At 42.3% G+C, this 20,291-nt stretch carries 12 protein-coding genes and 2 pseudogenes; 9 read left to right on the plus strand and 5 right to left on the minus strand.

The annotated features are described in order from the left end of the window. Nucleotides 1-400 precede the first annotated feature (400 nt). Together FTU37_RS13640 and FTU37_RS13645 are read left to right on the plus strand one after the other, a co-directional pair. Nucleotides 401-712: pseudogene (locus FTU37_RS13640) on the plus strand (HNH endonuclease signature motif containing protein); the annotation flags it as partial. A 550-nt stretch (nt 713-1,262) separates the two neighbouring features. Then, complete coding sequence (locus FTU37_RS13645) at nt 1,263-2,495, plus strand: ATP-binding protein (RefSeq protein WP_001255534.1); 1,233 nt, start codon at nt 1,263-1,265, stop codon at nt 2,493-2,495. Between the two features lie 271 nt (nt 2,496-2,766). On the opposite strand, the gene FTU37_RS13650 is transcribed toward FTU37_RS13645, so the two are convergent. Then, a complete protein-coding gene (locus FTU37_RS13650) occupies nt 2,767-3,096 on the minus strand; it encodes a DUF4236 domain-containing protein (protein ID WP_000506885.1) in 330 nt (109 codons plus the stop codon). Between the two features lie 208 nt (nt 3,097-3,304). Here FTU37_RS13650 and FTU37_RS13655 point away from each other — a divergent pair, with 208 nt between their 5' ends. From FTU37_RS13655 to brxL, 7 genes are read left to right on the plus strand one after another with little or no spacing between them, the layout of a single operon-like run. Next, complete coding sequence (locus tag FTU37_RS13655) at nt 3,305-4,171, plus strand: WYL domain-containing protein (RefSeq protein WP_159153678.1); 867 nt, start codon at nt 3,305-3,307, stop codon at nt 4,169-4,171. Between the two features lie 11 nt (nt 4,172-4,182). Next, entirely contained in the window at nt 4,183-4,794 is a 612-nt protein-coding gene (locus FTU37_RS13660; RefSeq protein ID WP_159153677.1) for a DUF1819 family protein, read from the plus strand. 16 nt (nt 4,795-4,810) lie between these two features. Beyond that, nucleotides 4,811-5,386 carry a DUF1788 domain-containing protein gene (locus tag FTU37_RS13665; RefSeq protein WP_002010699.1) on the plus strand — a complete coding sequence of 192 codons (576 nt, stop codon included), beginning with the start codon at nt 4,811-4,813 and terminating at the stop codon, nt 5,384-5,386. 40 nt (nt 5,387-5,426) lie between these two features. Then, on the plus strand, nt 5,427-9,107 hold the full coding sequence (gene brxC / locus FTU37_RS13670) for a BREX system P-loop protein BrxC (RefSeq protein WP_159153679.1): 3,681 nt from the start codon (nt 5,427-5,429) through the stop codon (nt 9,105-9,107). A 46-nt stretch (nt 9,108-9,153) separates the two neighbouring features. Next, nucleotides 9,154-12,675, plus strand: coding sequence for a BREX-1 system adenine-specific DNA-methyltransferase PglX (pglX, locus tag FTU37_RS13675; protein WP_159153676.1), 3,522 nt, complete (start codon nt 9,154-9,156; stop codon nt 12,673-12,675). 43 nt (nt 12,676-12,718) lie between these two features. Beyond that, on the plus strand, nt 12,719-15,343 hold the full coding sequence (pglZ, locus tag FTU37_RS13680) for a BREX-1 system phosphatase PglZ type A (RefSeq protein ID WP_180111402.1): 2,625 nt from the start codon (nt 12,719-12,721) through the stop codon (nt 15,341-15,343). Nucleotides 15,344-15,372: 29 nt separating this feature from the next. Then, on the plus strand, nt 15,373-17,412 hold the full coding sequence (brxL, locus tag FTU37_RS13685; protein ID WP_159153674.1) for a protease Lon-related BREX system protein BrxL: 2,040 nt from the start codon (nt 15,373-15,375) through the stop codon (nt 17,410-17,412). Between the two features lie 124 nt (nt 17,413-17,536). Here brxL and FTU37_RS13690 read toward each other — a convergent pair. The 4 genes and pseudogenes from FTU37_RS13690 to FTU37_RS13705 form a co-directional block, all read right to left on the minus strand. Continuing rightward, a pseudogene (locus tag FTU37_RS13690) lies at nt 17,537-17,773 on the minus strand (hypothetical protein); the annotation flags it as partial. Nucleotides 17,774-17,969: 196 nt separating this feature from the next. Next, a complete protein-coding gene (locus FTU37_RS13695) occupies nt 17,970-18,680 on the minus strand; it encodes a serine/threonine protein phosphatase (RefSeq protein WP_004827016.1) in 711 nt (236 codons plus the stop codon). After that, nucleotides 18,662-19,384: a hypothetical protein gene (locus tag FTU37_RS13700; protein ID WP_159153672.1), complete on the minus strand. Its 723-nt coding sequence runs from the start codon at nt 19,382-19,384 to the stop codon at nt 18,662-18,664. Before FTU37_RS13700 ends, FTU37_RS13695 begins: the two co-directional genes overlap by 19 nt. After that, nucleotides 19,381-20,028, minus strand: coding sequence for a hypothetical protein (locus FTU37_RS13705; RefSeq protein WP_004827010.1), 648 nt, complete (start codon nt 20,026-20,028; stop codon nt 19,381-19,383). The genes FTU37_RS13700 and FTU37_RS13705 overlap by 4 nt, the downstream gene beginning before the upstream one ends. Nucleotides 20,029-20,291: the final 263 nt, after the last annotated feature.

A 20,291-nucleotide genomic window follows, 5' to 3' on the forward strand; every position in this document is an offset into this window, starting at 1 on the left:
TGTTCAAATGGCGATTCAGCGTTTAATTGGTTTTGGGAAAAAAGAAGAGTTTAAGGAAATTTTGGCAATTTTAAGAAAGCAGAATCCTGATAGGATAAGGGTTCTGTGAAATTTGTCGTGTACAGAGTATAATAATAATAATCGAGCATGAGTCTCATACGGATGCTCGGGTCGAAAGGGAATCCCCAGGCGAGTAACCTGTTTGCGGTGATCCATTAGCTGCAGGAGCAGAATAGCATACATCTGGAAGCAAAGCCAGGAAAGCGGCCTATGGAGCTGTGCGGCAGCGCTCAGTAGGCAATTTTTCAAAATATTGTTAAGCCTTTTCTGAGCATGGTATTTTTCATGGTATTACCAATTAGCAGGAAAATAAGCCATTGAATATAAAAGATAAAAATGTCTTGTTTACAATAGAGTGGGATATGTGGAGTCGATTAGTCCAATTTCTCGGTCAAAGCCCAAGGCCTTTTCGGCATTAACCAAGAGTCTGCTTAAGCACAATTTTCTGGTGGGTAATCATAACTTTTGCCTCATTTGTGATGGATTGATCTATCTTGATTCTACTGAATCGGATCATCGGATTGCCAAAGCCGTAGGTGGGCAAGGTGTTCTAGAGAATGGTCTGCTGGTTCATCCCATCTGTAATAGGATGAAATCAGATCTGAGCCTGGAAGAGATTAGAGCGGATTTGTTTGGTGAATTACTGTATTAATCAACAGAGCGATGAGCTCATTTTTGCAGAAGTATCAATGATTAATCACATGATTTAACTTTTGATACATTCAGCCAATATGGTTATTTTTAATTCAGTCCAGAATCACAACCAGAAACTAGCTGTAGTTTCTGAATGACCGTCAAGGTCCTTAGTTTCGCCCATAGATTCCCTCTGTGGGCTTTTTTTGATCAAAAATTGTATAGATGCTCTAAAATAAACCTTTTAGCATTTCATAAGCAATTAGGATTAAGGCTGAGACCATCAGCACAACAAAAATGAGTTCCACTCTAGTTAACAACTTAGTTCCATTTACTTTTCACTTAATTTATATAGCAGTTAACTCGTAGCATAAATGACATAACATGACATGGAAAATAATCAAAAAGACAGAATTTGGATTTTGATCAGATCTGCATGTTTACATGCTTCTACAGCAGCTTTGAATGTTTCACTTAACCTTTAAACTTTTCTTAAAACTAAATATATTTACATATACATTCTAAAATTTGATAGAATTTATTAAAACTTTAGATTCTAAGTGTAAATAATGAGAAGCGCTAATATTCGACGTGATGGCTACTTAAAATTTCTGAATACATGGCAAGACCGTGATGTCATTAAAGTGCTTTCGGGTGTACGTCGCTCTGGAAAATCCACCTTGTTAGCGATGTTTCAACAAGACCTAAAAGCACAGGGTGTACAAGCCGAAAACATCATTGCTATCAATTTCGAATTTATGGAATTTGAAGAACTCACAGATTACCGTAAACTACATGATTATGTACTGTCTAAAGTTGATAAAAGCAAAAAAAACTATGTTTTTTTAGATGAAATACAACATGTTACCAATTTTGAGAAAGTAGTCGACTCCTTATATGTTCGGGATTATATCGATTTATATATTACAGGCTCAAATGCATTCTTTCTAAGTGGAGAACTTGCGACTTTACTTACAGGACGCTATATCGAGCAACACGTTCTACCTCTGTCATTCCAAGAATTTAAACAGTGGCATATTGAAAATAATCCGATCATCCAACAATTATCCAATCGTGATTTGTATGCCATGTATACGCGCAGTAGTTTCCCTTATACGCTTGCCATGACTAGCCAGCAGGAAACTTATGATTACTTGCAAGCGGTCTATGCCAGTGTAATGTTTAAAGATGTTATTCCCCGTTTGAATACGGCCGATATTAACTCTCTCGAGCGTGTCGCAAGATATTTAGCAAGCGTGACAGGCTCACCCATTTCCATCAATAAAATTAAAAATACCTTTGTTTCAAGTGGGGTTAAGATTTCATTTGAAACAGTAAAACGCTATATTCAGGGCTTACAGGACAGTTTGTTATTTTATAGTGCCGCACAATTTAAAGTACGCGGGCGTGAGTTATTACAATCCTCTGAAAAATACTATTTAGTTGATGTCGGATTGCGCCGGATTATGTTGCCTGATGCTAATGCTGATCAAGGTCATATCTTAGAAAATGTGATTTATCTTGAGCTTGTCAGACGAGGTTATACGGTCTATGTAGGGCGGGTTGATGAATATGAAATTGATTTTGTTGCTGTCGATACTTTACAGAATTTAACTTATTATCAGGTGGCATTAGAAACGCTCAATGAGGAGACACTCAGCCGAGAGTTACGTCCATTACAGAAAATTTCTGATTCGTATCCCAAGTATTTGCTTACCTTAGACACGATAGGGACTGAAGCGAATTATAATGGTATTGTAAAAATGAGTGCTCTCGATTGGTTGCTATCTGAAAATAAGTAAAGTTGAGGGTAGACATGGATACTCTTATTTATTAATTAAAACTCAAAGACTTTTCAGCATCATTCAAGAATGTATTCAAGCATAATTTCTGCTCCAATTGTGATGGATCGATTTACCTCGATTCGATTGAGTCAGACTATCATGATTGAGCCAGAGTCGCTTACTGAAAGTAGCGAGAATTGCGCTGGAGTTTCTGAAGGAAATTAATTCCTTAGTTTGCCCATTCATCCATCTGGGCATTTTTTTTGATCAAAATACAGTGCTGTTCTTGCTAAAAAATGACGGCACCCACCATAAAACACAATATTCCAAAAATAATCCAAGGCCAGATCTTTGTCTTCGGTTGTTCTAAATTCTGAGGATTATATTCCGTGTGTTCTAGCGATGTCGGTTGTGGAACACGGGTCTTTTTAGAGTAAGGCTGGTGTTTAGAGTAAGATAGTCCCGTACCTGGAATACCGACACTGGTTCGCGTACCTTTTTTTCCAATATTTAGAGAAGCACCAGGTTTGCCAATGCTGGCACTGCTGATGCCTTTATGGGTCAGATTAATTTTAAAACCCGGGAATAATTTAATACTTTTACGAAATCTAAAACCCATATTGCTCTCATTCTAAAACTTAGCTCAATTCACGCGCTATACCAGGATCCATGATCTGCTAGAGATCGTACTTTGACGGCTATCATCAGGATACTAGTATATTTTTTATCTGGTGATTGCAATACTACCTTTAAATACCGTCAAAAATGTTTACTGTATATTTGCTGTAGGGTAATCTTAAAACTGCTATTTATTGACTGATTGGTATATGACGACAGATAAGCATGAAGTCCTTCTCAGAATGAGAGCCATTGAACTCCTTGCATACTGGGAAGGTCGTTTGGTTACCAATCGTTTGATGAGCTGGTTTGGGCTGAGTCGACAGCAGGCTTCTGCGGATATCAAGCGTTACAATACGCTGTATAACCCCGATGCCTTGATTCATGACCCCTCCGTAAAAGGCTATGTGCCTAAAGCCAGCTTCCAGCCTGTACTGACTACAGCGCATATCAATGAATATCTCAATATGCTCTCGGGCTTGGTCAGTGAATCGCATGCCCTGATTGCGATGCCAGAACCGAATCTTGCAGCAGTTCAATTACCTGATCGCAGTGTACGTCCTGAAGTGATTCGGGAAGTTTTGCGTGCCTGCCGCAACCAAAGTACTTTAAAAATGATTTATGCCTCGATGCAGAATCCGCAGTGGCATGAACGCATCATTTCCCCACACACCCTGGTGTATACCGGTTTTCGCTGGCATGTCCGTGCCTATTGCCATCAGAGCAAGCAGTTTAAGGACTTTTTACTCTCCAGAATTGATCGCACACCTGTTGTGGTGGCGATTGAGTCAGTAGACCCTGCTCAGGATCAGCAATGGCATGAAGAAATTGTACTGACGCTGATCCCTAATCCAAAATTGAACTCATCACAACAAGCGCTGGTCGAAAAAGACTTCGGCATGCCCGATGGCAGATTACAGATTCCGGTGAAAAAAGCCCTGGCTCACTATACCTTACAGCGATATCAGGCCGCAATCACGCTGGCTGAGGCGGAAGATGCCTTGAAATATCCCTTAGTGTTAAAAGGTTCAGATATCGAAAAGCTGTCGTCTTACCTGTTTGATCAGGCGTCATAAGGAGATTGGCCATGTTAGAGCAATTTCATTATGACAGTGACCTGATTGGTGGCTCCCTGATGGTGCGTGAAAGTCGGCTTATCGCGGATCTGTTATTACGAGAAGCGACTCCAGAACAATGGCATCAGGCAATTCAGATTGACAATATTCTGCAAAAAAGAACGCCTGCTTCAGCTCAACGCAATGCCACCGCTATTCGTAAGCGTCTGGAGCGCTTAGAGCCTGATTTCTGGAAAGCTTTGCGTGATGGGGATGATGAGCTGGCGACCCAGGTGGCTTTTTGTGGGGCACTGGAACGCAACCTGTTGCTGCTTGAGTTTATGGAAACGGTGATGAGGGATGCCTATATCTCCCAGGCGCAATACTTGGACAGTTATATCTGGTCAGACTTTCTGGATGAGCGCTCACAACGCGATCCGGATATCTGCGAATGGAAAGAGTCCAGCAAGAAAAAAATGGGGCAGGTGGTGTTTCGCATGCTGGCAGAAGCCGGTTACTTAAAAAGTACCAGTAAGCTGGAGTTACAGCGCGTGATCGTCAGAGCAGAGCTGCGTAGCCTGTTGGAAGAACATTATAAACAACGCATTAAAAGATCTATGGAAGTGTCGCTATGGACGCGGTAGTTGTAGAGGGGCAGCAATGAGTCAAACAATACATGAGCGTCTGAACCAGATTCCAGAGCGAATACTTTCAACCGAGTTTCTCACCGGTCAAGGGTTGGGCAATGAAATTGGCTTCTGGATTTTTGATTATGCACCTGAAGATGAGTTGAAAGTGCGCGAATATCTGCATTTTCTAGACGGGATGCTGGAGAAAAAACACAGTCAGCTGAAGGTGGTGAATATCAACCTGCTGCAAGCCGTGGTGGATTATCTGGCTGAACGTAACTTCATCGATAAAGCCATTCAAATGCAAAAAGCCAAAGGCGATGAGGCGCTGCTCAAAGCGCTGAAAGGCCCACTGCATATGGATAAGTTCGCGCCCTATCTGGTGAGTAAATATGCCACCAATGCGCAAGATATTGTGTTGATGACTGGGGTAGGGTCGGTTTGGCCACTGTTACGTGCCCATCACTTATTAAACAGTTTGCATTCGTTACTGGGGCATAAGCCAGTGGTGCTGTTTTACCCAGGTTATTACGACGGTCAAGCGATGAGTTTATTTGGAAAAATTCCAAGCAATAATTACTACAGAGCATTCAGATTAGTGCCTTAACACGGCAAATAGAAATAAGAATTCGGGGGAATTGATTGAGATGAACATTAAAGAACTTTTTTATAAGCCATTAGATCGTGCGATTAACGGGGTCGTAAAAGCAGACCAGAATGACAATACTACGGTTTATCAGGAACTCGATGAGTATGTGGTCACCAATGAACTGGAAAAGCATTTTCGGGACTTTTTCCAGTCTTATGGCACAGACCTGAGCGATCCTTCGATTGCCAACCGTGTCGGCGTATGGATTTCAGGCTTCTTTGGTTCAGGTAAATCACATTTCCTGAAAACCTTGTCGTATATTCTGGCCAATAAAGTGGTACGTGATGCGCAAGGTAACGAGCGTAGCGCCGCAGAATTCTTTGATGAAAGCAAAATTCGTGATGCGTTTATCCGTGCCGATATTGGTAAGGCCGTCAGCCATCATGCCGATGTCATCCTGTTTAACATCGACAGTAAAGCCAGCTCCAATGATGATGGCAATCCAATCCTGAATGTGTTTTTACGTGTGTTTAACGAGTATCAGGGTTTTAGTGCTGACCATCCACATATTGCCCATATGGAACGTCACCTGAGCCAGAAAGGTGTCTACGAACGCTTTAAACAGGCGTTTGAGGAATCTAGCGGCATGTCCTGGCTAGAGGAGCGTGACGGCTATCAGTTCTATCAGGATGATGTTGAAACCGCGATTTCCCAAGCCCTCAACCTATCCGCTGAAGCTGCACACAAGTGGTTTGAGGATTCTGAGCAGACCTTTAGTGTTTCGGTGGAAAACTTCTGTCAGTGGGTGAAAGAATACCTGGACAGTAAAGGACCCCAGCAACGCATGTTGTTCTTGGTCGATGAAGTGGGGCAGTTTATTGGCAGCGATACTCGCTTGATGCTGACACTGCAAACCATTACTGAAAACCTGGGTACGATCTGTAAAGGCCGCGCTTGGATTATCGTGACCTCACAGGCAGACATCGATGCTGTTTTAGGTGAGATGTCTTCTTCCAAAGCCAATGATTTCTCCAAGATTGCTGGACGTTTTAAAACCCGTTTATCGCTGTCCAGTTCCAATACCGATGAAGTTATTCAAAAACGTTTATTACGTAAAACTCCAGAAGCTGAAGCATTGCTCAGATCGGTGTTTGAGCAAAAGGGCGATATTTTAAAAAACCAGATTACCTTTGACCGTTCAGGCCCAACACTCAAGAACTATGAGGGTCCAGACAGCTTTATCCATAACTATCCTTTTGCGCCGTACCATTTCCAGCTGGTGCAGAAAGTTTTTGAAGAAATCCGTAAGGTCGGTGCGACCGGTGCACACCTGGCCTATGGTGAACGGTCCATGTTGGATGCGTTCCAGATGGCTGCCAATGCGATTGCTACAGATGAAGTCGGTGCCCTGGTTCCTTTCCACCGCTTCTATACTTCAGTGGAAGGATTTCTGGATACAGCAGTGAAGCGTACCATCGACCAGGCAGGGCAAAATAAAACCCTGGATGGTTTTGATGTGCAGATGCTGCGTACCCTGTTCATGATCCGCTATGTCGATATCATCAAAGGTACCTTGGATAACCTGGTGACTTTGTCGATTGAGAAAATTGATGAAGATAAGCTGGCATTACGCAAGCGGATTGAAGAAAGCCTACTGCGTCTGGAAAAAGAGAGCCTGATTACTAGGAATGGTGATGAGTTCCTGTTCCTGACCAATGAAGAACGCGATATCACCCGTAAAATTAAAGCCACAGACTTAGCGGCTTCAGAAGAAAATAAAGAGTTAGCTAATCTAATCTTTAAAGATTTACTGAGGGATCAGAACAAATACCGCCATCAAGCCAACAAGATGGACTATCAGATTGGTCGTTTTCTGGATGGTCATAGCCTGGATGGCAAGTATGAGAGCGATTTGAAAGTTGAAATCATTTCTCCACTGGATACGGAATATAACCTCTACACAGAAGCTTTCTGTATTGGTAAAAGCGCCGAGGCCGAAGGGCAGATATTGTTTAAACTGGCAGACGATAAACAGTTCTTTAATGAACTGCGCACCTGGCTGAAAACCAATAAATTTATTCGGTTAAATGATGATGGCACTCAGTCCGATATCACCCGTATCCTGGCAGACCGTGGCCGAGAGAACCAGGAGCGTAAAAAACGCCTGCGTGCCCGGGTCGAAGAAATGTTGCTGGACGCGGAAAGTTATGCCTTGGGTCAACATCTACAACTTTCATCTTCAAGTCCAACCACCAAGCTGGATGAGGCTTGTCGTTATTTGCTGGAAAACACCTATACCAAACTGAGCTATCTGCAAGTCTATCAGCAGGATGCCTGGCGTGAACTGAACGCCGTCTTGACTGTCGATGATATGGCGCAGCTCGGATTGTCTCTGGATGGCGGTCAGAGCAATCCCAAAGCCCTACAGGAAGTGGAGCAGTACATTGCACTACGCGCCACTGGTACAGAGCGTATTCTAGTCTCAGATGTGATAGATCGTTTTGTCAAACGCCCTTATGGCTGGCCAGATGCCGAGATTTTACTGCTGGTGGGGCAGTTGGCGGCAATGGGGCGGATTTCATTGCAATTAAATGGCGGCAGCTTACAGTTAAAAGATGCCTTTGAGCCTTTACAAAACAGCCGCCGTCGCCGTGATGTATCGATCATTAAAAAGCGCCAGACTGATGATCAGGTATTGAAACAGGCACGCCAACTGACTCAAGGGCTGTTCTCGGCGATGGGGCCAGCGACTGAGAAAGAGCTGTTTGAATTCTATACCCAACATTTTAAAAACTGGTTAGCCAACTTTAAGTCCTATAAGAGTAAAACTGATGTCGGACAGTTCCCGGGCAAAAAAGTGATTGAAAAGTCGATTCTGACTTTGGAACGTCTGCTGGCGAATAGCGACAGCTTCGATTTCTTTAAAGCGGTGGTTGAGAACAAGAATGACTATTTGGATCTGGAAGAAGACTATCGTGACATTCATGAATTCTTCAGCAACCAGATGCCAAGCTGGCAACAACTGCAACAGGCTCTACGTCATTTTGAGAAAAACAAACAGGCGCTGGGCAGTGATGAGGTGGCAAAAAAAGCCCTCTCCGAATTACATCGTATTGCCACCCTTGAATCACCCTATGGCCTGTTAAATAAAGTCGCTGATTTAGTTCGTACAGTGGAAAGCGTCAATGAGCAATTGTTGACTGAGAAGCGCAATCAGGCGATAGAACACATTGATGACAAAATCAAGCAGCTGGAAGCCGAGATTAAAAACAGTGGCATCGCTACCGCTGAGCTGAGTAACAAGCTACTACGTCCGCTGCAATTGCTCAAAGCGGATATTGAAGTGGAAACTAGCCTATCCACCATCTATATGCTGCAAACCCAAACCGCCGTGGAGCGTTTTGATGAAGCCTTGTATGAGCTGGAAAGCGAAGTTCAGACGGAAATCCAGCGTCAGGCCAAAGCGGCACAACTGGCTCAGAGCAAAGCAGAGAGTGTAACCAACACTGCAACCACCGCTAGCCCAGTTACATCAACACCTGCTGCGAGTCCGGTACAGCCTGTGACAGCCGTAGTGCCACCGAAACCGGTGGTAGAAGTCGATGTCGCCAGCATTTACAGCAAAACCTCCAGCAGTGTCTATCTGGAAACAGAAGAATCAGTGGATCAGTTTGTAGACGCACTCAAAGCTGAATTGAAAAAAATTGTGAGTGATAAAAAGCGTGTGCGTATCCGCTAACTTGGGTTAGGGATATCGGCATCAGCCATTAATTAAAGGTTTAAAGATGAATACCAGTCATATTAAAAAATACGCACCGCAAGCACGTAACGATTTTATCGCAGCGATGCGCAAGCAGGCCGCCAAGTATGGCATCACCGCAGACCGCATTTTACCGGCAGAACAGAAAGGCGACTTGCTGCTGATTGGCGATCAGGTTTTTCCGCTATCCGTCATGAAACCACGTGACAAGCTGATCAAGCGCATTCAAACCAGCAGTTTTGAGCAGACGATTGATTATATCGCTTACAGTTGGTTTAACCGTCTCTGTGCCATTCGTTACATGGAATGCAAAGGCTTACTGGATCATGGTCGCCGTGTGCTCAGCAGTGCCGATGGTAGTGCAGGCTTGCCACAGATTCTGGAAGAATGTCTGGACATTGAGCTACCGAATTTAGATGCCAGCCGTGTGGCTGAACTCAAGCTGGATGGCAATAAAGACGAAGAACTCTATCGTGAATTGTTACTAGCGCAGTGTCATGCGTTGAATCAGGTCATGCCACTCCTGTTCGAACAGGTGTCTGATGAATCTGAACTACTATTACCTGACAATTTGACCAAAACCGATTCTTTGATTCGTGATCTGGTCAGCAGCATTCCAGAAGAAGACTGGTCGGATGTGCAGATTATTGGTTGGCTGTATCAGTTCTATATTTCTGAAAAGAAAGATCAGGTGATTGGTAAAGTCGTCAAGAGTGAGGACATTCCTGCCGCGACACAGTTATTCACCCCAAACTGGATTGTGAAATATCTGGTGCAAAACAGTGTTGGTCGTCTATGGATGATGGCACAGCCTGATAGTACGCTGGCCAGTGAGTGGGAATACTATATTCAGCCGGCTGAGCAAAGTGATGAAGTCAATGCCCAGCTGAAACAGCTGATTGATGTACGCATTAGTGAAGATGGCGATACTTTAAACCCTGAAAGCATTACCGTGCTCGATCCGGCCTGTGGTTCGGGGCATATTCTGGTGGAAGCCTACGATTGCTTAAAAGCGATTTATTTGGAACGTGGTTACCGCAGTCGTGATATTCCACGTTTGATTCTGGAAAACAACCTGTACGGGATTGATATTGATACCCGTGCAGCACAGCTCGCCAGTTTTGCACTGTTGATGAAAGCGCGTGAAGATGACCGCCGTTTATTTAGCAATCCACCAAAGCTGAATATTATTGCGCTACAAGACAGTCAACCTGAACGTTTAGAAGCATTTAGCCAAGATTTAGCTAGTGCCAATATTGCACAGGCAGATTTAAAAGAACTGTTGGACCTATTTGAACATGCTTCGAACTTTGGTTCTTTGATTCAAATTCCTCAAGCATTTGCTAAAAAGCTGCCTGATTTAGAAACCAAGCTGAATACAGCTTTAGAGTCAGGGGATATTTTTGCACAACAGTCAGCACAAGAGTTATTGCCTTTAGTACAACAAGCTATATTACTTGCTAAACAATATGATGCAGTAATTGCAAACCCGCCGTATATGGGCGGTAAAGGCATGAATACAGCACTTAAAGATTTTGCGAAAAAGACATTCCCTGACAGCAAGTCAGATATGTTCGCAATGTTTATAGAGCGATGCCAAGAACTTTCTAAAGCATCAGGTGAAACAGCGTTTGTAACACCTTACGTATGGATGTTTATTTCGTCCTATGAGCAAATGCGTAGCAAATTGATTACAGATGCGACAATACAATCACTCATTCAACTTGAATACAATGCCTTTGAACCAGCGTGTGTCCCTGTATGTGCTTTCATTGTAGGAAAATCACACATAGCAAATTTTGTTGGTGGTTATATTAAATTATCTGAATTTAAGGGACATGAAAATCAAGCACCGAAAACTATAGAAGCGATTAACAATCCTGATTGTGGTTGGTTTTTTTCTGCTAAACCAGATGATTTTAAGAAAATACCTGGAAGTCCTGTGGCTTATTGGGTGAGTGATAAAATAGTAGATGCATTCACATTTGGTAAACCATTAAAAGAATATGCTGATGCAAGACAAGGGTTAGCTACCGCAGATAATAATCTGTATTTAAAACTATGGAATGAATTAAATATAAATCAAATTTATTTTGAGGCTACAGACGCTACTAAGGCAATTCAATCAGGTCGAAAATGGTTTCCTCATAGCAAAGGGGGGGGCTTTAGACGATGGTATGGGAATAATGAGTGGGTAATAAATTGGGAAAATGATGGTTTTGAATTAAGAAAATTTGAGAAAAGTGTTATCCGTAATGCGCATGATTATTTTAAAGGAGGAGTGACTTGGTGTGATTTAACTTCAAGTTATTTTAATGCTAGAAGTGTTGGTCAAGGCTTTGTATTTGACACAACAGGTCCAACAGCCATTTTAAAGAAACAAGAGCATAAATCTATTTTGCACGGTTTTATGAACTCTAAAGTTTTTCAGACCTTAGTTAATATTTCTCTGCAAGGATTACATTACAGTAATGGAGTAATAGCTATAACTCCTGTTTTAGAAAAAATATTTGATGATAGTCGGTTATCTAAAATTGAAAATAAGCTATATGAAATTTCTAAAATTGATTGGGACTCTTACGAAACCTCATGGGACTTTACTGAAAACCCTATTATTCGTACCCAACAATCCAATTTAGAACAAGCATTTAACACATGGCAACAGCAAAATGCTGACGCCGTGGCTGAAATGAAACGGCTAGAAGAAGAAAACAATAAGCTGTTTATTGATGCTTATGGTTTACAGGACGAACTGACACCAGATGTACCCGATGAGCAAATCACGCTCACCCGTGCCGACCGTGAAAAAGACAGCCAGCGTTTAGTCTCTTATGCGCTTGGCTGTATGATGGGACGTTATAGCCTGGACGAACCAGGTCTGATCTATGCCCATGCAGGCAATCAAGACTTTGATGCCAGCCGGTATCAAAGATTCCCAGCCGATGCAGACGGTATTATTCCACTGACCGAAATGCACTGGTTTGAAGATGATGCAACGCACCGTATTCGAGAGTTCCTAACTGCCGTTTGGGGTAAAGATACGCTAGATGCCAATATGCAGTGGCTGGCAGAAAGCTTGGATAAAAAAGCCAGTGAAACAGCTGAAGATACCATTCGCCGTTACCTCGCTAGCAAGTTCTATAAAGATCACATGCAGACCTATAAAAAGCGGCCGATCTACTGGTTATTTAGCAGTGGTAAACAGGGGGCTTTCCAAGCATTGGTGTATTTACACCGCTATAACGAAAGTACCTTGGCACGTATGCGTACCGAATACGTCATGCCGCTGATTTCTAAAATGTCCGCTATGGCCAATTCTTTGCAAAGTGAAATAGAAAACAGTGATTCTGCTGCTGAAATCAAACGAAAAGAAAAAGAGCTGCAAAACCTGCATAAGCAACAGGCTGAACTCAGTAGTTTTGAGGAAAAACTGCGCCATTATGCCGATCAGCGTATTTCACTGGATCTAGATGATGGGGTGAAAGTGAACTATGGCAAGTTTGGGGACTTGTTGGCTGAAGTCAAAGCGATTACGGGGGAGAAATGATGAATGCTTTTTCTCCGGTACTAGACCTTGATGAGGTCGTTGCATGAATTTAAGTCAACTACAACAAGGTCTGGAACAAGCCTTTTATATTGAACAGCACCGGATTGTCTTCTGGTACGATGCGGAACAGTCCTTTAGCGAAGAAGTAAAGGCGTTAAAACTGAATGATGTTCATATTCTGAATATGGCAGAAGAGTCGAGTCTGGAGATCAAGCTCAAACTGGAACTTGAGGATCAGCAGGGTAAATACTTGCTGTATTTCCCTAGTCCTGAGCCTGAGACCGAAAAAGACTGGTTACTGGACATCAAGCTGTATTCACGCAGCTTCTATGCCGATCGTTTCTCGATTATTTTCAATGAGCTGGGTTTACAGCAGCAGAGTCTAAGAGAACATCTGGCCAAACGTGAAGAATTCCTTAAAGCCAAAGCCCGTCTGAGTACATTGAAACGCTATATCCAGCCTGATGCAGATGCACAGGATCTGGATATGGCCATGATTGCGGCTGTGGTCAAGGCTGACAGTGCCGAACTTATGCATATCGTTCTGGCACTGGCAGATGAAATGGTACAGCAGAACCTGGCTCTGGAAGTAAATCCAGACTCCTTTGCTGAACTGGAAAAATTCCAACTAGTGCCAGCTTTAGTCACAGCATTACAGGCGGAAATTGGTTATCCAGCATCGGTTGAAGAGTTGAATGGGGAAGCACCATTCAAGCTCGGTACGTTCTTTATCCGTTTGATGAGCACAGGTTTCTGTGAAAGCTTGGGCGATATCCCCGTATGGGCTCAAGAACTGGTGATGTCATCCGTCAGCTCCCGTGCGACGGCTAGAGCCTTTTTGTCGCGCTGGAGAGACAGTTCTAAATACTACCCAACCTTCGATACACTCTCTCAGACCGTGGCCAATGCACTGCGGATCCAGGAGAAGGTCGGGGTCTTTGATCTGGAGCAGCTGCTCGATGTCATGACCTTTGAAGTGATTGAACAAAAGATCATTGTCGATCTGGCCAGCCAGATCCCTGCAGCAACCAAAGCTGAACTGGAACATTTCAGAACGATTATTTCTACCCGTCTGGATGGCTATTGGGCTTCCAAACATAAGGATGATGCAACACGCCGTAAATATCGTACTGTCTATACAGCGTTGCAGGCAGCCATTGAGCTGTTTAGCCTGCGACAGCAGTTTGATGCCGGTTTCTATTTCGACTCGAGTGAAGCTTTGTATAAAGCCTACGAGCAGGAGTTGTATCGCTTTGATATGGCTTATCGCCACTACAGTGCTGCTTCTCAACGCGCTCATGTCGATATCCTGAAAAAACTCGATGAAGAAGTCGAAAATTGCTATTCCTACTGGTATATCGATCACATGGCGCGCAACTGGGGAGAGCGGATTGAAGCAGAGCAACGTCTGAATGTCTGGAAAATGGCAGATATCCCAAATCAGCAAAACTTCTATGATACCCATGTCAGACCCTTGCTGAATTCTGCAACGAAACGCCGTATTGTGGTGATCATCAGTGATGCTTTTCGCTATGAAGCTGCGGTAGAGCTGCGTGATCGTATCAATGAAAAGCGTTATTCTGAAGCGACATTGTCTTCACAGCTGGGCGTTGTCCCAAGTTACACCACACTTGGCATGGCCTCGTTGTTGCCGCATCAGACTTTGGAGTACAAAGAGGCCGCAGGTGATGATGTTTTAGTAGATGGGCAGTCCAGCAAAGGGACTGCAGCACGATCCAAAATTCTGGCTGCCTATAATGGATTGGCGGTTACCGCTGAAACGGTAAAAGGTTGGTCGCGTGATGAAGGCCGTGAAGCACTTAAAGACCATGATTTGATTTACGTTTATCACAACGTGATTGATGCTCGGGGAGACAGTGCCTCTACAGAATCAGAAACCTTTATGGCGGTGGAACATGCCATTGAAGAACTGACCGAACTTAGCCGCAAAATCTTGATGCATTTCAATATTTCTACCCTGTTGATCACAGCCGACCATGGCTTCTTGTTCCAGCAAAGTAAACTGGAATCTGCGGATCGTTCAAGCTTGACTGAAAAACCGACCAATGCATTGAAAAGCAAAAAACGCTATGTGATTGGGCATGGTTTACCAGAGAGCAAGGAAGCATGGAAAGGCTCAACCCAAGCTACGGCAGGCACACTATCTGCGACTGATTTCTGGATTCCAAAAGGGGCGAACCGTTTCCATTTTGTGGGAGGCTCACGTTTCGTACATGGCGGAATCATGCCTCAGGAAATCGTAGTGCCTGTACTGACAGTAAAACAGCTGCGTGGTGAAAAGGCTGGACAGCGGACCAAGCGTAAAGTTGAGGTCATTTCTACCAAATCCACGCTGAAGATGGTCAATAACATCCAGAAGTTTGATTTGATGCAAACCGAAGCTGTCAGTGAGCTGGTCATGCCAGTGACTTTATCCATTGCCATTTATGATGGGGATCTTAAAGTTTCCAGTGAAGAAACCTTGACTTTTGATAGCAGTACCGACTCTGTTGCCGATCGGGTCAAACAGGTCAGACTGTCATTATCCGGTACTGATTTTGACCGTAAGAAGGATTACTTCCTAGTGCTGAAGGACAAAGACCTGAATATCGAAATGCAACGCTATAAGGTCACCATTGATCTGGCATTTACCGATGACTTCTCCTGATAACGAATTAACGATAGAGCGTAGCCTACATGGAATCTGCTAACGATAAAGAACTGGATCAGCTGCTGAATGAACACTTTGCTGGGCGGGTGGTACGTAAGGATCTGACTAAACTGATCAAAGAAGGGGCAAATGTCCCTGTCTATGTACTCGAATACCTGCTGGGGATGTACTGTGCCTCGGATGATCCAGAGATCATTGAACAGGGACTACGTAACGTAAAGACCGTACTGGCTGAGAACTACGTCCGACCGGATGAAGCCGAGAAGGTGAAATCCCTGGTCCGTGAACGGGGCAGTTATAAGGTCATTGATCGGGTGACTGTAAAACTGAATGAGCGTAAAGACAAATACGAAGCATCATTTAGTAATCTGGGCATCAAAGATGCCGAAATCTCGGCAGGCATCGTCAAAGAGTATGAAAAATTACTTGTTGGTGGTATCTGGGTCATTGCTACGCTCAGTTACTATTATGAAGAAGGACAAACCAATTCTCCATTTGGGGTGAGTTTACTCAAGCCGATTCAAATGCCGAATATGAATATGGATGAACTTTTCAGTGGCAGAGCAGCATTAAGCACTGATCAGTGGCGCGAGAGTTTAATCCGTTCGATCGGCATGGAACCGGCTTCGTTAAAAGAGGACGTGCAATGGCACCTATTAGCGCGTATGGTTCCGTTCGTTGAAAATAACTATAACGTCTGTGAACTTGGACCACGCGGTACCGGGAAAAGCCATATTTACAAAGAGTGTTCACCGAATAGTATTCTAGTTTCAGGTGGGCAAACCACTGTCGCCAATCTGTTCTATAACATGAGTAGCCGCCGTATTGGTCTGGTTGGACTCTGGGATGTGGTGGCCTTTGATGAAGTCGCTGGTATTTCCTTTAAGGACAAAGATGGCGTACAGATCATGAAAGACTACATGGCCTCTGGATCTTTTGCCCGTGGTCGTGAACAGATGGAAGCCTCAGCTTCGATGGTTTTTGTGGGTAATATTAACCAAAGTGTGGAATCTCTGGTTAAAACAAGCCATCTCTTGGCGCCGTTCCCTGAAGCCATGATTGATTCGGCATTCTTCGATCGTTTTCATGCTTACATCCCCGGCTGGGAAATTCCCAAGATGCGCCCGGAGTTCTTCACCAACCGTTATGGCCTGATTGTTGATTATCTGGCTGAATTCTTCCGGGAAATGCGCAAGCGTAGCTTTGCAGATTCCATTGAGAAGTACTTCAAACTCGGAAATAACCTGAATCAGCGTGATGTGATCGCCGTTCGCAAGACGGTTTCTGGATTGATGAAGCTGCTCTACCCACACGGTCAGTTTAATAAAGAAGATGTACGGCAATGTCTTCAATATGCACTGCAGGTGCGCCGTCGGGTTAAAGAACAGCTGAAGAAAATTGGAGGGATGGAATTCTATGATGTGCATTTTAGCTATATCGACAATGACACCCTAGAAGAGCACTTTGTTTCCGTCAAAGAGCAGGGGGGTGGCGGACTGATTCCTGAAGGTCCAGCCAAGCCAGGTTTTCTGTATACCATCGGGCTGAGTAATAAAGGCATGCCGGGGTTATACCGCTTAGAACTTCAAGTGACCAAAGGTTCTGGAAAATTGGCGACATCAGGCTTATGGAATTCAAGCAGTGCCAAGGAGCAGGTCAAAATCGCATTTGACTACTTCAAGGCCAATGCATCCAGAATATCGGGTGGCAGTAAGGTGCTGGAACATGACTTCCACTTACATGTGGTTGAATTACAGAATACCGGGCCGCTCAGCCATCTTGCCTTACCAAGTTTAGTGGCTTTCGCTTCTGGCCTGTTAGGACGATCGGTACAAAGTCAGATGGTGGTACTGGGTGATATGAGCTTGGGTGGTTCTGTGACACCGGTGGAAAGTATTGCCGAATGTCTGCAAGTTGCTTTTGATGCTGGTGCCAAGAAGGTTGCTTTGCCAATGAGTAGTGCGGCAGATATCCCAACGATTCCTGTGGAACTGTTTACCAAGTTCCAGACCAGCTTTTATGCAGATCCGGTAGATGCTGTGTTTAAGGGGCTAGGGGTGGATTAATTTCATATCTGTCTGGAAGAGTTACAGTAGATTGTTTTAAATTCAGTTTCTCAAGTTAAACACCATGTTGTAAAAGCATAATACTGCCTCTTTTAAAGAGCTAGTATTTTAGTGGGGGATTACCCTTCATTTTTTCTTGATCAGATATCTGTTGTATTTTGACAGGATTTTGTTGATCTAAATATTTTTGATACCAAACACGCAATGTTTCAGGAGTACAACCGATTTTAGGAGCAATAGCTGTGATTGCTGCCCAAGTAGAAGGATAATCTTTTTCAGATTCAATTAGTAATTGAACCGCTCTTTCTCTGATTTCAGGGGTCAATTTTACTTTGCCATTTGTAAGGTAAAAGGGGGCAATTTTAGAATGCCGTTGACAATGTATCGCCTTTTGAGTTTGAAGCAATGTACAATGATAAGATTAACCCGTTAGGTCAGGTGGCCTAACTTAAATAAAAATTCTCCGACAAACCCGGTACGGTTCATAGCGAGTATCTGCTTATAAAAATTAGGTTTATTTGATTTTAACATCCGAATTGGGTATATGAGACTTTATGTTAAATGAATGATATAACCCATAGAGAAATATCATCAAATAATGAAGATACTTCGGATAAATTTTTGCTATAAATTATTGTTTTTATATCATTTTCTGAAAGCTTCCAAAATCCATCGGATGCTAGAATATATGTGGATTTTTTTTCAATATCTAAGGTCTTAAAGCTCAAGGGTTTTAACTTTTTTGTATTAAATGACTTGGTGACAATATTATCATTTGAAGAAGACCTAAGTATCATTTCGATACTTTGGGGATCTGTTTGATTATTTAAGCTCATCGCTAAATTATGAGGATAAGTAATCCAACTGATTTGTTGCTCATTATTGATTTTCCCAAGTCTGCAATCACCCAAATGTGCTGAATAAATTTGAGTCTGACTAAAAATAACCATCAAAATACTCATTGCTGCAGGTCGCAATTTTCCCCGATGTTCTATATAAAAATTCTCTGTTAGACGTTCAAAAAAATCATGTATATCTTGTGTAGTATTATTTAATTGAGCAAAGACGTCCTTCAAAGAAAGCACATAAGCCTGAAAATTTTTAACTAGTATGTCGCTGTTTTTACATCCCCCATGACCATCCACTACGTAACAAAAATATAGATTTTCATTATCAGTAAGGTTCCCTACAGCATCGATTCCAAATTTTTCTGGTGCGCTAAGATTCTGACATAAGGAAAAGGAGTTTATTAATATGCTTTTGGCCATTGTTTTATGATCGCTTGAATTACTTGTAAAGCTCTTTCTCTTGAGCCAAATCTACATTGATCTTCCATTATGATTTCAAAATCAGTTAATTCAGTGAGTTTTTTAAATTGGTCAGATAAGTAATCTTTGAGTTCTGTTGGAGCATTATAGACTTCTTCAACTAAGGAGGATCGTCCCAAGCAAATTGTGATGATATCTTCTAAGTCTTTGCTATATAAGGGATCTTCTTTACGGCCATGTAATGCTTCAAACTTGGTTGCTAAGAAATATTCAGGCATTAAGGTATTGATAATTAAATTATTTCCTAGCTTATACTCTACTTTTTTCTTATAAGCTTCTAGATACCAAGAATTAGAGAAGCCTAAAATTTTTTCATCAGTGGGCATAAAGTCTACAATTAGATCTTCCCCTAGTTGGTAGCGACAAGTGAAGTCCGTGTTCTTTTCAAATGGATCTGAACTTTGATAATTTTTAAACCCTAGTTTTCTGACTTTCTCATCTAACTCATACCATTGGGTTGTAGTCTTTATATCTACAATTAAATCAACATCTTGAGTGTATCTAGTTGATAAAGATAAATTTTCTGGATCTAAAAACAGGCTAGTAGTGCACCCTCCAATAAATACTAGGTCTTTGATAAGATCCTCGCTTAAAGCACTTATAACCTGCTCTAGCATCTTCATTTGTGTTAAAGCATTATTCATTGTAGATACTCACGTAATAACTTTTCAGCTATTTTCTTTTCCCTTGGGGAACCTATTCTAAACACATCAATAAGAGCAAAAACTTCATACAGGAAATTATCATCTAACGCTGCATATGGTACAGATTTATATAATGGTTCAACTGCTAATCCTGAAATTGATTGATAGCTTTGAGCGGGCCAAATATAAGGTAATGAAGAAGAATACGATAAATGATCTGAAAGTTTTTTATTATTGAAAACAGTAGGAATACCAATATCAATAGCACCAACTTCTGTATGGAAAAAGTATTGAAAACTGTAAATAATTAGGTCTAAGAGAGCTCTTCTATTGGTTTTCCATTGCATTTCTACTAGCTCTAATCGCTTAAATGGTGAATTAGAGGTTACGATCAATAGCCCTATCTTGATTAAACGCTTTAAAGATTCTGCAACCTCACTTTTACTAATAACTACTGCTTCAGCCAACCCTCTGATTGATAAAGAATCATAAAAAGCACTTAATTTTAAAAAGATATCTAACTGCTCATCTTCTAATTTATCCCACTCAAGTTGTGCTTCTGAATAGTATTCTTTGAATATCTGGTGCTGATTCTCAATAGAGATCAGTTTTACGAGAACTAGAATGTCTTGAGGTTTAATCATATTAAGTTACCTTGTCCTTAATCCGTGGACTGAATTCATATTTGATCAACTCATTACACTATTTGCAAGTATTTTTTAAAAATAATATTAAATAAAAAAGCCCGACATCTTGTCGGGCTTTTTCATGTTTGGTGCTAGGTAGGGCTGTCTACCTAATAATCCTGGTGCTAGAACTTATCGTTATTGTTTTATGTTCCGGAACGTCCTGTTCCTGTATGACTTCATCATAAGTAAAAAACCGCAGCTGCCCTAGCCGCAAAATC

Origin of the sequence: Acinetobacter sp. YH12097, assembly GCF_013419225.1 — a bacterium.
GTDB lineage: Bacteria > Pseudomonadota > Gammaproteobacteria > Pseudomonadales > Moraxellaceae > Acinetobacter > Acinetobacter amyesii.

Coding starts and splice junctions, on each gene's coding strand:
- pglX (WP_159153676.1), top strand. CDS start 9,154: ATGAATACCAGTCATATTAAAAAATACGCACCGCAAGCACGTAACGAT.
- brxC (WP_159153679.1), top strand. CDS start 5,427: ATGAACATTAAAGAACTTTTTTATAAGCCATTAGATCGTGCGATTAAC.
- FTU37_RS13705 (WP_004827010.1), bottom strand. CDS start 20,028: ATGATTAAACCTCAAGACATTCTAGTTCTCGTAAAACTGATCTCTATT.
- brxL (WP_159153674.1), top strand. CDS start 15,373: ATGGAATCTGCTAACGATAAAGAACTGGATCAGCTGCTGAATGAACAC.
- FTU37_RS13665 (WP_002010699.1), top strand. CDS start 4,811: ATGAGTCAAACAATACATGAGCGTCTGAACCAGATTCCAGAGCGAATA.
- pglZ (WP_180111402.1), top strand. CDS start 12,719: ATGAATTTAAGTCAACTACAACAAGGTCTGGAACAAGCCTTTTATATT.
- FTU37_RS13645 (WP_001255534.1), top strand. CDS start 1,263: ATGAGAAGCGCTAATATTCGACGTGATGGCTACTTAAAATTTCTGAAT.
- FTU37_RS13695 (WP_004827016.1), bottom strand. CDS start 18,680: ATGGCCAAAAGCATATTAATAAACTCCTTTTCCTTATGTCAGAATCTT.
- FTU37_RS13655 (WP_159153678.1), top strand. CDS start 3,305: ATGACGACAGATAAGCATGAAGTCCTTCTCAGAATGAGAGCCATTGAA.
- FTU37_RS13660 (WP_159153677.1), top strand. CDS start 4,183: ATGTTAGAGCAATTTCATTATGACAGTGACCTGATTGGTGGCTCCCTG.
- FTU37_RS13700 (WP_159153672.1), bottom strand. CDS start 19,384: ATGAATAATGCTTTAACACAAATGAAGATGCTAGAGCAGGTTATAAGT.
- FTU37_RS13650 (WP_000506885.1), bottom strand. CDS start 3,096: ATGGGTTTTAGATTTCGTAAAAGTATTAAATTATTCCCGGGTTTTAAA.